Origin of the sequence: Chloracidobacterium sp., assembly GCA_016720705.1 — a bacterium.
GTDB lineage: Bacteria > Acidobacteriota > Blastocatellia > Pyrinomonadales > Pyrinomonadaceae > OLB17.
Map to the genome: position 1 here is coordinate 1,868,163 of JADKKB010000007.1, position 14,773 is coordinate 1,882,935.

General features: G+C 53.2%; 15 protein-coding genes. 14 read left to right on the plus strand and 1 reads right to left on the minus strand.

The window, feature by feature from the left end:
- Positions 1-3: 3 nt before the first annotated feature.
- On the minus strand, positions 4-291 hold the full coding sequence (locus tag IPQ00_15540) for a 4a-hydroxytetrahydrobiopterin dehydratase (protein MBL0241976.1): 288 nt from the start codon (positions 289-291) through the stop codon (positions 4-6).
- Between the two features lie 70 nt (positions 292-361).
- Here IPQ00_15540 and IPQ00_15545 point away from each other — a divergent pair, with 70 nt between their 5' ends.
- From IPQ00_15545 to IPQ00_15610, 14 genes are all read left to right on the plus strand, one after another.
- Positions 362-862, plus strand: a complete 501-nt coding sequence (locus IPQ00_15545; GenBank protein ID MBL0241977.1) for a hypothetical protein — start codon at positions 362-364, stop codon at positions 860-862.
- 9 nt (positions 863-871) lie between these two features.
- Positions 872-2,098 (plus strand): DUF1015 domain-containing protein, encoded by a 1,227-nt coding sequence (locus IPQ00_15550; protein ID MBL0241978.1) that lies wholly within the window; start codon positions 872-874, stop codon positions 2,096-2,098.
- Between the two features lie 5 nt (positions 2,099-2,103).
- The gene (gene pdxH, locus IPQ00_15555) at positions 2,104-2,748 is read left to right on the plus strand and encodes a pyridoxamine 5'-phosphate oxidase (GenBank protein ID MBL0241979.1); all 645 of its coding nucleotides are present in this window, start codon (positions 2,104-2,106) and stop codon (positions 2,746-2,748) included.
- A 10-nt stretch (positions 2,749-2,758) separates the two neighbouring features.
- Entirely contained in the window at positions 2,759-3,301 is a 543-nt protein-coding gene (locus tag IPQ00_15560) for a GNAT family N-acetyltransferase (protein MBL0241980.1), read from the plus strand.
- A 9-nt stretch (positions 3,302-3,310) separates the two neighbouring features.
- Positions 3,311-3,838 (plus strand): hypothetical protein, encoded by a 528-nt coding sequence (locus tag IPQ00_15565; GenBank protein MBL0241981.1) that lies wholly within the window; start codon positions 3,311-3,313, stop codon positions 3,836-3,838.
- On the plus strand, positions 3,835-4,620 hold the full coding sequence (locus tag IPQ00_15570; protein ID MBL0241982.1) for an SDR family oxidoreductase: 786 nt from the start codon (positions 3,835-3,837) through the stop codon (positions 4,618-4,620). Before IPQ00_15565 ends, IPQ00_15570 begins: the two co-directional genes overlap by 4 nt.
- Positions 4,617-5,447 carry an MBL fold metallo-hydrolase gene (locus IPQ00_15575; protein ID MBL0241983.1) on the plus strand — a complete coding sequence of 277 codons (831 nt, stop codon included), beginning with the start codon at positions 4,617-4,619 and terminating at the stop codon, positions 5,445-5,447. Before IPQ00_15570 ends, IPQ00_15575 begins: the two co-directional genes overlap by 4 nt.
- A gap of 147 nt (positions 5,448-5,594) precedes the next feature.
- Positions 5,595-7,718, plus strand: a complete 2,124-nt coding sequence (locus tag IPQ00_15580) for a diguanylate cyclase (protein ID MBL0241984.1) — start codon at positions 5,595-5,597, stop codon at positions 7,716-7,718.
- Positions 7,719-9,899 (plus strand): ATP-binding protein, encoded by a 2,181-nt coding sequence (locus IPQ00_15585; GenBank protein MBL0241985.1) that lies wholly within the window; start codon positions 7,719-7,721, stop codon positions 9,897-9,899. It abuts the gene before it with no gap.
- 759 nt (positions 9,900-10,658) lie between these two features.
- Entirely contained in the window at positions 10,659-11,102 is a 444-nt protein-coding gene (locus tag IPQ00_15590; GenBank protein ID MBL0241986.1) for a DUF559 domain-containing protein, read from the plus strand.
- Positions 11,103-11,297: 195 nt separating this feature from the next.
- Positions 11,298-11,549 carry a hypothetical protein gene (locus IPQ00_15595; GenBank protein MBL0241987.1) on the plus strand — a complete coding sequence of 84 codons (252 nt, stop codon included), beginning with the start codon at positions 11,298-11,300 and terminating at the stop codon, positions 11,547-11,549.
- A 195-nt stretch (positions 11,550-11,744) separates the two neighbouring features.
- Complete coding sequence (locus IPQ00_15600; GenBank protein ID MBL0241988.1) at positions 11,745-13,244, plus strand: trypsin-like peptidase domain-containing protein; 1,500 nt, start codon at positions 11,745-11,747, stop codon at positions 13,242-13,244.
- A gap of 358 nt (positions 13,245-13,602) precedes the next feature.
- The gene (locus IPQ00_15605) at positions 13,603-13,929 is read left to right on the plus strand and encodes an STAS domain-containing protein (GenBank protein MBL0241989.1); all 327 of its coding nucleotides are present in this window, start codon (positions 13,603-13,605) and stop codon (positions 13,927-13,929) included.
- Between the two features lie 456 nt (positions 13,930-14,385).
- The gene (locus tag IPQ00_15610; GenBank protein MBL0241990.1) at positions 14,386-14,751 is read left to right on the plus strand and encodes a four helix bundle protein; all 366 of its coding nucleotides are present in this window, start codon (positions 14,386-14,388) and stop codon (positions 14,749-14,751) included.
- The last annotated feature ends 22 nt before the right edge of the window (positions 14,752-14,773 follow it).

The window sequence follows — 14,773 nt, forward strand, 5'->3', positions numbered from 1 at the left end:
TATTCAGTCCGCGATCGCGTCGATACGAGCAGCGAGTTCCGTATCAAACTGCGTGATCCCGCCTCGGTCGTGGGTCGTGGTAAGTATCTCGGCATACCCCCAGCCAAACGTCGTGTCGGGATGATGGTCGAGTTCCTCAGCGAGGATACCGACTCGGTTTACAAATCCGAGAGCTTCGGCGAAATCCACAAACTTAAATCTTCGCTTTAGCGAAACACCTTCGACTTGCCAACCGTTCAATTGCTCCAGCGCTACGGTGGTCTCGTCTTTTGTTAGTAATTTTCGTTCCATCATTTTCTCCGAATCCTTGAATTACGCTATAATTGACGTTTTTGAGACTGTAATCAAAGGTATATTTAAGATGCGATTTTGGTCAAGGATCATAATATTTTCGATAGTGATAGCGGCAGTCTCGTGCGGCGGTGACAAGCAACCTGCATCCCCGCTTGAGACATTCAAAACCTACACAAAGGCTATCAAACAAAAAGATACGACGACGATGAAGATTCTCCTTTCGAATGCAACGATCAAGATGCACGAGAAAGAGGCCAAGGCTCAGGGTCTGACAGTCGACGACATCGTTAAGCGTGAAACACTATTCAGCGAAAATCAAAAGTCGGTCGAGTTTCGCAACGAAAAGATCGATGGCGAAAAGGCAACGCTACAGGTCAAAAATGCTTATGGCTCTTGGGAGACCGTACCATTCGTACGCGAAGACGGCGTGTGGAAGATCGATAAGGCCGGATATGCTGACCAGTTGATGCAGGATGTCGAGGAAAACAATAAAAAGATCGACCAAATGATCAACAATGGAGGCGACGGCATCGATGACCTCGCGCCGCCGCCGGCAACCCCGAAATAGGAGAATTTAGTGTCAAAGATCAAACCATTCAATGCTCTGCGGCCACGTGCTGAGCTTGCGGCAACCGTTTCGAGTGCACCGTATGACGTTGTATACGAATCTGAGGTTCGCGATGAGGCGGCCCGCAATCCGCATACGTTTTTGCGGGTGACCCGGCCGGATGGCGACTTTCCGGCAGGCGAACAACCTAATTCAGAAGAGCTTTTCTTACGTGCCCGGCAAAACCTCGAAACGCTTATCACAGATGGCGTTTACGCAGTCGATCCGGAACCGGCGATCTACGTTTATCGCCTCACGATGGGCGGACAGTCCCAGACCGGTATCGTTGCGTGCTGTTCGATAGACGAATACGAGAGTGGCCTGATAAAAAAGCACGAAAAAGTGCGCCCGGATAAGGTCGAGGACCGAACCGCTCATATCTTGACCGTCGGAGCTCAGACGGGACTGATCTTTCTCGCATTTCGCGGCACCGATACAACGGCACGACTTTTTGCCGCAGCAGTCGCCGAAACGCCGCTTTACGATTTTGAAGGCAGCGACGGTATTCGGCATACGGTGTGGCGTATAACGGAAACCGAACCGTGGATCGACGCCTTTGCCGAAGTTCCGGAACTGTACGTCGCCGACGGCCATCATCGCGCCGAGAGTGCCTTTTTGACACGGACGAAAATGCGGGAGCGTCATCCTGATTTCAAGGGCGACGAACCATATAATTACGTTTTCGCGGGTATGTTTCCGGCTGATGATCTCGCCATTATGGCGTACAACCGTGTGGTGACCGACCTCAATGGCCTGACGGAAAACGAATTTTTCGAACGGCTCAACGAGAGCTTTATCGTCAGTGGGGCCGACCGTAAAGAACCTTCTGAACGTGGCGAAATATGTATGTATCTGAGCGGAAAATGGTACTCATTGCGATTTAATGTCCAGTTTGTCCGTGAGCCGGACGCGATCGAGCGGCTTGATGTCAGCATTTTGCAAAAGTACGTGCTGGAGCCGATACTCGGCATTAAAGATGTCCGGACCGACGAACGGATCGGCTTTGTCGGCGGGCGACGCGGTACCGCCGAGCTCGAAAGAATGGTTGACAGTGGTGAATCGACCGTCGCGTTTTCAATGTATCCGACCACGATGGACGACCTTTTTGCCGTTTCGGATATGGGTGAAATAATGCCGCCAAAATCGACTTGGTTCGAACCAAAACTTAAGGATGGCCTGCTCGTGCACTTGATCTGAATTATATGATCGACACCAATCTAGCCGACCTTCGCAAAACGTATTCAAAGATGGAACTGACAGAACGGTCGGTGTCTGCGGATCCGTTTCAGCAGTTCGGCAAGTGGATGAACGAGGCTCTCGGTGCTGACGTTCCGGAACCAACGGCAATGACGCTTGGCACCGCATCGGGCGAAGGCCGACCATCGTCCCGAGTGGTGCTGCTGAAGGGTTTTGACCAGTCTGGTTTTGTCTTTTACACCAACTACAAGAGCCGTAAGGGACGGGACCTTGCGGAAAATCCATACGCGGCGATGCATTTCTTCTGGCCCGAACTTGAACGTCAGATAGACATCTCGGGCAAGGTCGAACTTGCATCGGCCAAAGAGTCGGATGAGTACTTCGCTTCGCGGCCATTCGACAGTCGGATCGGTGCGTGGGCTTCGCGTCAAAGTGAAAAAATCGCTTCACGGAGTGTTTTGGTCAAGCGCGTCCTAAAGATCGTTGCACTACACCCGACCGGACACGTTCCCAGGCCGGAGCATTGGGGGGGATTTCGGCTGATCCCGGATCGGATCGAATTTTGGCAGGGCCGCCCAAGCCGATTGCACGATCGAATTTGCTACGAATTAGTAGATAGTGTCTGGCAGCGTTCGCGTTTGTCACCGTAAATTTAAGCATATGATCGAAACTGAGCGACTGATTATCGACCGCCTTACGCCGGACGACCTGTCTTGGCTGGTGGAAATGCGCTCGCCGGACGCAGTCAACCGCTATCTTGGCGGCCCGACGATGCAAAATCTCGAAGCACTGACTAAAAGGCTAGAGTTCTATCTTGATTGCTACGAGCGACTTGGTTTTGGGTTTTGCGCTATGACGCTCAAGAGTACCGGCGAACGCATCGGTACCAGTGGACTCGTCCCGCTCGAAGACTCGGGCGAGATCGAGATCGGATACAACCTGTCGGAAAAATTCTGGCGGCAAGGTTTCGGTTATGAATGTGCGATGGCCTGGCTCAAATATGGGTTTGAGGTCGCCGGTCTTGAGCGGATAGTCGCCGTCGCACACCCCGACAACAAAGGTTCGTGGGGGATTATGGAAAAATGCGGGATGCACTATGAAAAGTCCGGCTTTCATTACAATATGGATGTAGTCTTCTACGCGATCACGCGCGAAGAGTTTATGCGGCCGAAGCACGACGAGACGGTCATCAAACTGATGTAGCCAACGCAAATGAAGCCAAATATTCCAAAGCTGATATTCGCCATCTTAGCATCGCTCTACGTGCTGTGGATCGCTTACGACCCGATGCAGGGCAGCTTTTTGGACAATGTCGATCTGCCGATCCACGAGACAGGACATCTGTTATTTCGCCCGTTTGGCGAGTTTATGATGGTCGCCGGCGGCTCACTATTTCAGGTGATATTTCCGATCGTATTTGTCGGCTATTTCATCTGGCAACGGAGTTACTACTCGGCGTCGATCGTGATGCTGTGGGTCGGTCAGAGCATCTTGAACGTCTGGGTGTACGCCTCGGACGCGGTCGTTATGCAGCTTGTGCTGACCAGCGGCTTTACCGGCAGCGAGGGCAGCTTTCACGACTGGAATTATATGCTTTCGCATTTCGGTTTGCTCGACTCGACCAAGGGCATTGTTAAGGTCATACGATTTGTGGGTGCGATCACGATCATCGCTGCCGGTGCAATGGCAGTCTATTTCTCGCTCCAACCGGCCGAGCAGGAGTTTGAAAAGGAGCTATGAAGGTAACCCTTATCACCGGTGCGTCAAGCGGTATCGGCGAAGCATTTGCCCGGCGGTTGGCTGCCGAGCACCACAACCTCGTTCTCGTCGCGCGCTCTGAAAACGACCTCCACGAGCTCTGTGACGAGTTGATGCTCAAGCACAAGATTATGGCTCACTACGTCGTTCTCGATCTGACCAAACCCGATGCTGTCGATGAACTGTGGACAGAAACTGTAAAGCATGATTTCGAGATTGATTGGCTGATCAACAACGCGGGATTCGGGTCGGCCGGTGATTTTGCCAAGCTCGACGGAGAACGTGAGGTCGAAATGATCGATCTTAATATTCGATCACTGGTGGCGCTCACGCACCGCTATCTGGGGCCAATGCGTGGGCGAAAGCGTGGCACGATCATTAATGTTTCGTCAGCCGCCGCATTTCAGCCGATACCGTTTATGGCGACTTATGCGGCGACCAAGGCATTTGTGTCGTCATTTACAGAGGCTATCGCCGAAGAGAATCGTCCACTCGGCATCCGCATTCTCGCTCTCTGTCCGGGCTCGACCAAGACCGATTTCTTTGCCGCGTCAAATATCGACCGGCCGATTCAGGTCAAGGGGCAACAGACGCCCGAGGACGTCGTTGAAACTGCCTTAAAGGCAATAAAGGGCAGCCGTGCAAAGGTCGTATCGGGCTTTGCAAACAAGGTCGGTGCGTTTCTCGGCGGCCACGTCCCGCACGTTATATCGTCGAGAGCGATGTCGAAGGCCCTCCGGCCGAAATATCAGGGAGATAAATGAGATTTACCGTGCTCGGCAGCGGATCGACCGGAAACGCCGTTTTGATCTCAAGCGACAAGACCAACGTCCTCGTCGATGCCGGAATGAGCTCGCGTGAGATATTGCGCCGGCTGGCCGAGGTCGGCGTCAGCCACGACAGTCTCGACGGTGTGCTGATCACTCACGAACACGGCGACCACGCCGGCGGCCTGCGCGTACTGATGGCGTCGGTCAATTGCCCTGTATTTATGTCAAAGGCAACAGAGGATGCGTATTACGATACTCGGGCCGGCGGGCAGAATGGCGATAGCGAATCATCTAAGCGAAAGGCCGCCCTCAATAACAAGACCGTTGAGATCGAATCGACACGCGATTTTCGTATCGGTGATATTGATTTCGAACCTTTTAGCGTGCCGCACGATGCGGCTGACAATTTTGGCTTCGTCGCCCGCAAGGACGGTGTCCGCGTGGCGACGCTGATGGATTTTGGCCACATCACTGACCTTGTCAAAGAGAAGCTAAAGGGTTGTGACGCGATCGTCGTCGAATCAAACCACAGCCGCGATATGCTCCGGGCTTGCTCAGTTTACACCTGGGACCTGAAACAGCGGATAATGTCGCGCACCGGACACCTTTCAAACGAAGACCTCGCCGAATGGCTGCAGAACGAGTTTGACGGCAGTGCTCGCTACATCGTCCTCGCCCATCTTTCGCAGCGAGCCAATGACCCACACCTCGCCCGCCTGATGGCTGAATCGGCGATCCAAATGCGGTCTCCGCTCTTCAAGGCTGAAACGAAAATAACTATCTCGCAACCTAAGCAGCCGACTGATTGGTTTCAGTTTTGAGTCACTCGCCGCTGGGCGATTTGCTACCTTACCTACTAATAATCACCACTTAGAATTTCGAAATTTCAAATTTCCAAAGTTTCGTGAAATAGACATCCTATTAACCGTTTGTGTGGGTACATAATAAATTGCAGACAGGCTGATCCGATGTCGACGGTATCGCTTGGGTCAGACAAGCAATTTTGTATTTCGATGAGTTTGCAGAAAGAAATACCGGAGGCAGCAAAGCTCGATCAGATCGCGGACGAATGCGGCCTGGCGATCGCGGTTGCGAATCGACAAAACGTCGAGCTGTCAGTATCGAACAACAATTCGATCTGCCGAATACTAAATCCGGAAGCCAAATACTGTCGCGAATGCGCGGCATTTTGCGGCACCGCACTCGAAGAATCGCTGGAAGTCGGTGGACCGGTGACGTTTACGTGTCACGCGGGACTCGAATGCAGGGTCGATGCGTTTATGCTCGACGGCAAGCCGGTGGCGGCCATCGTCGGGCGCAGTTTCAGCACTGCAGAAAGCTATCGAAAGATGACCGAGAAGGCGAGTTCGGGCGACTGGGCGGAACTGCCGGTTGATGAGTTATTTGAAAGCATTCACCTGACCGACGGCAGAGATTCGCTTGAAAAGGCGCTCGAAAAACTTGAAAAGGCGTCTGCCGATATTGAGCTTGTGCCGGCCGAGCGCGATATCCCCGAAAACAAAGATCAGTTGACCGAGTCGGAAACGATCTTAGAATTGCCGCCTTTGCCGGACGAACCGTCAAATGTGTTTGCTACTCACGCCGAGCAACCCGTTAGACCGCGGGCAACAGCTAGCGAGTGGCGCTCATTCTTTTCCGGTTTGCAGAGCAAAGACTATATTTCGGCTTGTGAGGCGATCATCGAATTTTTGGGCCGTGAGTACGGTCTGGATTCGTTGGCGTGGCTTGACCGCCGAGACGAACGGCTGATCAGTATTGCCGCAAATGGTGAATTGCACGGCAGAAAGCTGAAACTCGGCATTCGCTCCGACGATCGGCGTTTGGCCGATGCGGTGCGCGACGAATTGCCGATCGAGCTCGGCGAACGGTCAAAGAGCGGCGATAAAAGGCGACGCAGTATGTGCCTGTTTCCGGTGCCGGTCGGTATCGAGGTGCCCTCGGCTCTGGCTGTGCTCGACGAGATCAGTGATGACGCTGTCCGGCGTCAGTTAGCACGGTTATGCCGATCGATCGGGCCGCAGATCGAAGTCTTGAGGCTACGCAACGAGGTTTCGCGGAGAGAAGCTCTTGCGACGGCCGTTCGACGATTTGGCGAGGGGCTTAAGCACGCTGATTCGGAAGATTTCTGGCTGCATTTGACGCAGGTAGCGGCTGAGTTGATGCAGGCAGAACGCGGGTCTCTGCTTGTCGTAGATCCGGTCACGGGCGAGCTCGAGATCAAAGCGTCGATCGGAGGCAGCGTGGACCTCGCAAGCGACGAAAATCCAGGGAAACGAGTTGCGCGATTCGTGCTCGAACGTGGTGAGCCGACGGCCGTAACTGATGTCAAACGCTCCGGTTTGCCGCCCGCAGATCCGGGACGCGGTTACAAAACATCGTCGTTTATGAGTGCTCCGGTCACGATAGGCGGCCGCAATATCGCGGTGATCAATTTTACTGACAAGGCGACCGGCGAACCTTTTGGACGTGAGGATCTAGACCTTTTGCACGAACTCTCGCCCCAGATCGCAGTGGCGATCGACCGAGCTGTATTAAAGGAGCGTGCGGGCGAATTCGAACAGCTTTCGGTGACCGATCAGCTGACCGGACTGCTCAACCGCCGATACATCGAGGAGCGTCTGATGGAGGAGGTCAAGCGATCGAACCGTCACGGCTATCCGATGAGTTTTATAATGCTCGATGTCGATCATTTTAAGTCGTACAACGACGAATTTGGCCATCCGGCGGGCGACGAGGCATTGCGGATCGTGGCCGCTGTCGTCCGCGATACACTACGCGGAGCGGATGTCGCGGCGCGGTTTGGCGGTGAGGAGTTTGCGGTCCTTTTGCCTCAGACGCCCCGCCCCGAGGCGGCAATGATCGCCGAACGTATCAGAGCCAATATCGCGGCGGCCGATTTCCCTTGCCGGAGGGTGACCGTCAGCGTCGGCGTGGCGACGTGTACTGACGAATTATGTACGACCGACGGCATCGTACTTGCCGCCGACAAGGCTCTCTACGCCGCAAAGCACGCCGGCCGCAACATCGTGCAGATATATGACGAACTCGAGGAAACGGTCGGATCCGGCTAGATGAACGATAATCCGCACAACAGAATTTTGGCAGATCTGGCCGCCGCTCATTTTGTCGGGCGCGACGATGAACTGAGCCGTATCATCGAGCGCGCGCGTTCCAAAACGGCGTCGGGCATCGACCTGCTCGCGACACCCGGAGCAGGTACGACTGAGCTTTTACGACAGGCTTTTGACCGGCTGTTTGGAGAGCAGGGCGACGTGATACCCATCTATTTTGCCGTGCGAACTTCGGACAAAGGCCCGCTCGAGGCCGCAAGGCGGTTTGCCCACGACATTTTGAAACAGACAGTGGCTTTTCGCCGCAGCGATCCTTCGATAATCGAGGCTTCACCCGGGATGCGCGAGCTTGCCGAGCTCGCCGCTCCCGAGGACGCGTATTGGGTTGACCGTCTGGTCGAGGCTTACTACGCTGACTCTGACGCGGCCGACGAACCCTCGTATATTCGGATGCTCCTGAGCACACCGCTGAGGGCGTTGGCCCAGGGTGTCAGGATGTTTTTGATGGTCGATGACCTTCACCTGACTCAGTTTATGGCCGACGGCGCTAACTTCTTGGGCGAGATCAGCGACATTTACGAAGGCTCGGCGACGACATACGCATTTGCAGGTGCCCGGCGGATGATGTTCGGCCGGGGCAAAGGGGCCGTGATGCGGATCGACGATTTTCAGAATGGTGCGGCCTCGCAAATGGTCGCCGCGACTGCCGAGCGATATGGTGTCGAGATCAACGATGAGACTTGCGATCTGATCGCCGAGCAACTAAACGGCAACCCGCGATACACAGCCAGGCTATTTGCCTCGGCGGCCGAGTGCGGAGAGGACTTTTTGAGTTTCAAAGCGGTCGAGAGCCTGTACTGCGACGAGATATTTGGCGGCCGGATCGGCCGCGGCATCGATGCCGGGCTCGAGGCGGCCGTACCGGAAAGCTCAATGTGTAACACCGCAAGGCTTCTGGCTGAAACGCTTGCCTCAGACGGCCGCAAGACGACGCTCACAAATTGGCGCAGGCGTCTCGGGGTCGCGGGGCCGGAGTTTCGTGCGGCGATCAACCGTCTGAACGCTCTGGAGTATATCAGCCTGCGGTCCGGATACATTTATGCCGAGCCCGAAAATATGCCGCTTTCTGACCACATTCGCGGTGTTGCGCGGCTTGATGCCGGCGAATCGCGTGCGCAAGTGGTCGGCGAGGCTCTGGCCGAATTCGTCAAACGGGCTCCGGCCGTGATGGCGAGAGCTTACAGGCGAAATGCTGCTTTCGGGCTGCGATCGCTGCTGGCACAATTTGACTGTCAGGATATACCTGCCGAGTTGATCGACTACGCCATATTCGACGAGCGCGTCAAAGGATTGTCCGACAAGGATTCTGACACTGCCGTGGCCGAAAGCTCCGAGATGTTCAAGCTGCCGCACATCGTTTACACGGCAAATACAGCGGCATTCTACCCGCATATTTCTGAGTTGATTGACGACGAGAGATCGGTGATCGCCCTCGGCTTTGAGGAGACCAACTACCGCGAAGACACCGTCTGGATCGCCGCCGAGATCGAATCAAAGCTCGAGGCCGCCCGCGACCACACCGAGTTTTGGCTTGATCGTCTCGAAATGGCGGCACTGTCGTGCAACTTTCTCAAATACAAGATCTGGCTCATCGCTCCCGAGGGGTTTTCGCCCGAGGCTCGCGAGGTGTTGAGCGAACGAAATGCCTTTGGGTCATCTCGTCGCCAGGCCGAGATGCTCTCTGATCGGCTTGGTAATAAGGCATCGTCAGCCGACACCGGGCGAGGCGACGAATTCGAGTTGGTGATCCCGATGGGCGACAATACCGAGATGATCGCCGCCCACGCTGTCGAGGAGATCGCCAAGCGGGCCGGATTTTCCGCTAAGGCCGTCCGGCAGATCAAGACCGCTCTCGTCGAGGCGTGCATCAACGCAACCGAACATTCCCTAAGCCCCGACCGCCGCATCTATCAGCGAATAACGGCAGATAGCGACAAACTTGCGATCACCATCGCCAATCGCGGCCTGCGACTCGCTGACAAGGTCGCTCCCGAAATAGTGCCCGACCAAGGCCGCCGCGGATGGGGCCTCAAACTGATGAAAGGCCTTATGGACGAAGTCCGTATCGAACAATCCGACGACGGCACCCGCATCACACTCGTAAAATACCGCACCGCGTAACACTTCTAATTCAACCAAGCACGGTCTGACAGCAGATGCATTCTGCGGCAAAGTGCGTACTGACAGCTTAGACGACCCCGATCGCTTTACCCGCAGCGAGTGTCCCAAATTAGGTCAATTTAATTTGATACAGTCAGCTTACACATTTCGTGACGCTAAGCCGTGTGTTTACTGTACTTTACGAGCGAAAAGTGTCCCTAATTAATTTCCATCCCCTCGGGTTCACAAAATGTGCTTGGAAACGCCGTAACACCTGTGTTTGTTGCATCAGTCTCTAGTTTTCAAAGATCCGTTGGTTAGTAAAATTGTATCATAAATTGCAGTGATACAGCAACGTCGCATAGATGCAACGCAAATCGACGTAAAGACCGTTGAGATCCGAAAAACTCCTCTCCTTACCAAGGAGAGGTGGCAACCCGATGCTTTTTATCGGGATGACGGAGTGGTTCTCAGGCGTCGGGCACGAATTCAGCCTAGTTGACGCCCTAGGTCTAGCGCACGGTGAATCTTTATTATCGTGAGAGAACCACCCCGTCAGCGGCCAAAAGACGGCCGCTGCCACCCCTCCTTACCAAGGAGGGGAGTTGTTTTTGAGGCTTTAATGCTCGATCGGAATTGCAGATATCTTCTTTTTTAGATATACAATTTAACAAACTCCCCTCCTTACGAAGGAGGGGTGGCATCCCGATGTCTTTTATCGGGATGACGGGGTGGTTCTCTCTTGCACGGGCATCGAAACAACGTTCGGGCAAAGTTCATATGCCATACGATCGACGAAAGGGTGACATAAACAATCTGCCACGCCTTGCTGAGTTCCGCAACGAACTTCGCAACGACCTCACGCCAGCCGAAGCTTCGCTATGGAAGATGATCAGGAATTCGCAGTTTGAGGGGCGCAAGTTTCGCCGCCAACACAGCGTCGGAAATTACATTCTTGATTTTTACTGCCCGTCCGAGAAACTCGCGATAGCGCTCGACGGGGCTCGCCATTATTCCGGTGAGGGTGCCGCATATGATCGCGAAAGGTGTGCGTATCTCGAATCCAAAGGCATTCGATTACTCCGGTTTGAGAACGAACGCGTATTTCAGGACCGTGATTGGGTCGCCGATATGATCCGCGATAATTTCAGATCTGGAGCGGCGGCACCGACTAGGATCTATAAACGCGGACGAAGTCGGGATGAGGATGAATCGTCGGGTTAGGGGCACGGTCAAGTTTTTCTCTAGATATTTTATTCGAGCGTGAGAACCACCCCGTCAGCGGAAGCCGCTGCCACCCCTCCTTGGTAAGGAGGGGAGTTTGAGGATTCTGAAATCAGCACCACGGGTTCGCCGTCGGCATCACCCGTCGCTTTGTGCTGATGCCCGCGTTCGCGGCACTAATGCTTTGATCGTTCATTGAGGCCGCCGAACAGATCCATTGACACCGACCGGCAACAGGTACAAAATGACGCGATCGGTGCTTCGCAAAACCGCACGACCGGCGACCGGCCAAAATACATCGCCCTTTCGCTCGATCGCATCGAGGGAGACGGACAAGGTCAGGAGAAGTTTGATGAAAGATCAATGTATCGAGGTCGTGACGCGAATCTCTGCATCGAAACGGTAATACTTATCGCTCACACGATCGAATCGTATGAATGTAAATAGAGAATCGCACATTTGCAAGTTTGATCCCGATTTCTCCTGACGCATATTAGCATGAGGCGGCCGAGCGGCTAATGACGAAGTATTCCGAAAACTACCCGTTAAACGAAGACAGACGATAGCGACGTTTCCCGAATAGTTATTTCGGTCAAGCGGGCGATTGTTGCGAAGACGATACTTTGGCGCTACCTTTTGTTTATGAAAATTCACCTTTTGGCGAGTCTGCTTCTATTCGGCTATTTCTCAACGTTCCCGCAGACACGGGATTCGAAACTCGATGCAAGTGCGATCTTCGAACGGTCCGCAAAGTCTGTGGTCGTCGTATTCTGTGGAAACGCAGAAGGCAAATTCGTCCAAGGAAGTGGGGTTATCCTACGCGCGGATGGCGTCATAGCCACAAATTTTCATGTCGTTGGCAATGCTTACACCTGCCGAGTAAAGCTCTCTAGTGGGGATGTGTATGACGATGTTTCAATCCTACAAACCGACGAGCGTAAAGACATTGCCATCATACAAATCAGGGGTATGAACTTGCCGGCACTCACAATGGCGGACTCTGACCAAGTGAAGGTAGGGTCAACTGTTTATGCGGTTGGGGCACCTCTGGGTTTGGAAGGATCGATAACGTCTGGCCTCATCAGTTCTATACGCCCAGTCAATGAGATGTTTTCATGGGCTGAGGGGTTTCGAGTCATGCAGATCAGTACGCCGGTCACACACGGGAGTAGCGGTTGCCCGGTTCTTAACGAAAAAGGCGAGGTCATCGGGTTAGTATTTGCAGCACGCGTCGAAGGGCAAAACCTTAACGCCGCCATCCCTATAAATTATGTACATCCGCTTGTTAGTACGAGTGTCGCCGCGACTGCGTTAAAACAGTTTCCAAAAGCCGTTCCCACCAACGTCACCGCGACACCAAAGGTTATAAATGAGAGTATTAACGGTCTCGCCGGTGTGTATTCCGGTAATTGGGCAAGCGAAAACTTTCCCAGCTCGGGCTCCCTTGTGATCACCATTTCGGTCAAAGACCAACTCGCAACGGTTAACGCTGTCTTCACAGGTAGTGAGGTCCTTAACCAGGAGGAGTTCGTGGCCAAGTTTACGTCCATAGGCAGTGGGGTCTTGAAAATGGAATACGTTGGTAAAACGACTGGAATTACTGGAACCGGAATTCTGAATGACGGAAGATTTAGCGGTGATTACAAATTCGACCCAGATTCTGGTAAATGGTCATTAGCACTCAAAGGGATGCCGGATGCACCCATCGTCGTCACGGCACCACCCACGGCACCGTCAAAGGGCGTTTCAACGAAAGACGATTACGAATATGGAAGCCTCTCCGAACTTCGCGGTATCAAGAAAATCTACATACAGACCGGTATCGAAACGTCATATCGAGAACAGATCATTAGGGCGCTTGAGAAAACGGGTCTAAACCTTCAGATCCTAGCTTCTGAGGAAAATGCCGAATGCGTTATCATCTTTCGCAATGAATTGATTAATGAACCTTGGTTCAGCGGAAGCGCAGCGATAGTAGAAAAGAGTCTCGGGCAGGGAATGGTTATTCTTGTGGGCAAGGGTCAGCAACGGCACAAGTTGCTATACAAATTCCGGGAGACGAAGGACAGTTGGTTTGAAGGAAAACCAATTGGAAAGTTTGCGAAGATTGTCGCAGCGGGGTTTAAGGATGCAAACCGCTAACTGCGGTGCGGACGAACGGAAGATGGGTCTGGCCTTCGATGTTGCGATTCGAGGTTGGTATTCGACACCGATGGTTTCGGGAATCAGGAAAGACGGGTCAGGCACTGCGATCCTATGCCATACGGACAGAAACGTGAGTGTGATGTGTCGGAGAGTCCGTTGAGTCTGTCGGGTCTACCGAGTCTTTTGAGTGTGGAGCGTGGAATTCGATAGAGAACCACCCCGTCAGCGACGCGATGCGACACCCTTCGTAAGGAGCGGAGCTTTTATGTTGTATTTGATCTGACTGTGTGTTAAAAACTAACCTCAAGTGGATTCTTCGCGCAGGCGGCGTAAGTTTAACAAGGAACAAACATAAGTGATCACTGAAAACGGTGTGGAAACGGCATTTTCGGCGGCTGATGACAAGGCTGTGGTGCTCGCGGGCGACTATTTGAACAAGCTCTCGGGCGAGGCTATCGAGCGTGAGTGCAAGACCAAGCTCGAATCCGGCGTAAAGGAGTTGGTCGTCGATTTTTCGCAGACCGAGATCATCAACAGTATCGGCATCTCGATCCTGCTCGGCGTGATCGACACGGCCGCCAATTCCGGTGCAAAGGTAGTTTTCTCGGACTTGAACGAAGAATCGGCGGAGCTTTTTGAAATGCTCGGCCTGACCAAGCATGTGGAAGTCGTGAAGTCGTGAAGTCGTGAAGTCGTGAATCGTGAATCGTGAATGGTGAATGGTGAATGGTGAATAGTGAATAGTGAATCGGGAATGGTGAAGTCGTGAAGTCGTGAATCGTGAAGTCGTGAATCGTGAATCGTGAATGGTGAATGGTGAATGGTGAATAGTGAATAGTGAATCGGGAATGGTGAAGTCGTGAAGTCGTGAATCGTGAAGTCGTGAAGTCGTGAATGGTGAATCGTGAATCGTGAATAGTGAATCGGGAATGGTGAAGTCGTGAATAGTGAATCGATCGACTTGGACGACGAACGACGATTCACCAGCGACGATTCACGAACGACGATCCACGAACGACGATCCACGAACGACGATCCACGAACGACGATTCACGAACGACGATTCACGACCGACGACTCACGACCGACGATTCACGAACGACGATTCACAATTCACGACCGACGATTCACGCTAATTATGCGTTCTCACGAAAAACTGGATGTTTGGAAAAGGTCCATCGATCTGGTTGTGTTTGTCTATCGGTTGACGGAGAATTTTCCGTCGGAAGAGAAATTTGGATTGACGTCTCAGATCCGGCGGGCAGCGGTATCGATACCGGCAAATATTGCGGAAGGCGCGGCCCGCGAAACAGACAAGGATTTCGGACGATTTTTGACGATCGCCCAGGGTTCGGCCAGTGAGGTCGAGACCGAGTTACTGATCGCAAATCGACTTGGGTTTTTGTCAACCAAAGACTTTGACGAAGCGATGGCCTCACTTGATGGCATTGGCCGAATGATAACAGGCCTGTCGAAACACCTTAAACGAAAATCGACAACTTGAGGGTCAGGACCAACAATTCACG

Coding starts and splice junctions, on each gene's coding strand:
- IPQ00_15575 (MBL0241983.1), top strand. CDS start 4,617: ATGAGATTTACCGTGCTCGGCAGCGGATCGACCGGAAACGCCGTTTTG.
- IPQ00_15580 (MBL0241984.1), top strand. CDS start 5,595: ATGTCGACGGTATCGCTTGGGTCAGACAAGCAATTTTGTATTTCGATG.
- IPQ00_15600 (MBL0241988.1), top strand. CDS start 11,745: ATGAAAATTCACCTTTTGGCGAGTCTGCTTCTATTCGGCTATTTCTCA.
- IPQ00_15590 (MBL0241986.1), top strand. CDS start 10,659: ATGCCATACGATCGACGAAAGGGTGACATAAACAATCTGCCACGCCTT.
- IPQ00_15560 (MBL0241980.1), top strand. CDS start 2,759: ATGATCGAAACTGAGCGACTGATTATCGACCGCCTTACGCCGGACGAC.
- IPQ00_15545 (MBL0241977.1), top strand. CDS start 362: ATGCGATTTTGGTCAAGGATCATAATATTTTCGATAGTGATAGCGGCA.
- IPQ00_15585 (MBL0241985.1), top strand. CDS start 7,719: ATGAACGATAATCCGCACAACAGAATTTTGGCAGATCTGGCCGCCGCT.
- pdxH (MBL0241979.1), top strand. CDS start 2,104: ATGATCGACACCAATCTAGCCGACCTTCGCAAAACGTATTCAAAGATG.
- IPQ00_15565 (MBL0241981.1), top strand. CDS start 3,311: ATGAAGCCAAATATTCCAAAGCTGATATTCGCCATCTTAGCATCGCTC.
- IPQ00_15540 (MBL0241976.1), bottom strand. CDS start 291: ATGGAACGAAAATTACTAACAAAAGACGAGACCACCGTAGCGCTGGAG.
- IPQ00_15570 (MBL0241982.1), top strand. CDS start 3,835: ATGAAGGTAACCCTTATCACCGGTGCGTCAAGCGGTATCGGCGAAGCA.
- IPQ00_15610 (MBL0241990.1), top strand. CDS start 14,386: ATGCGTTCTCACGAAAAACTGGATGTTTGGAAAAGGTCCATCGATCTG.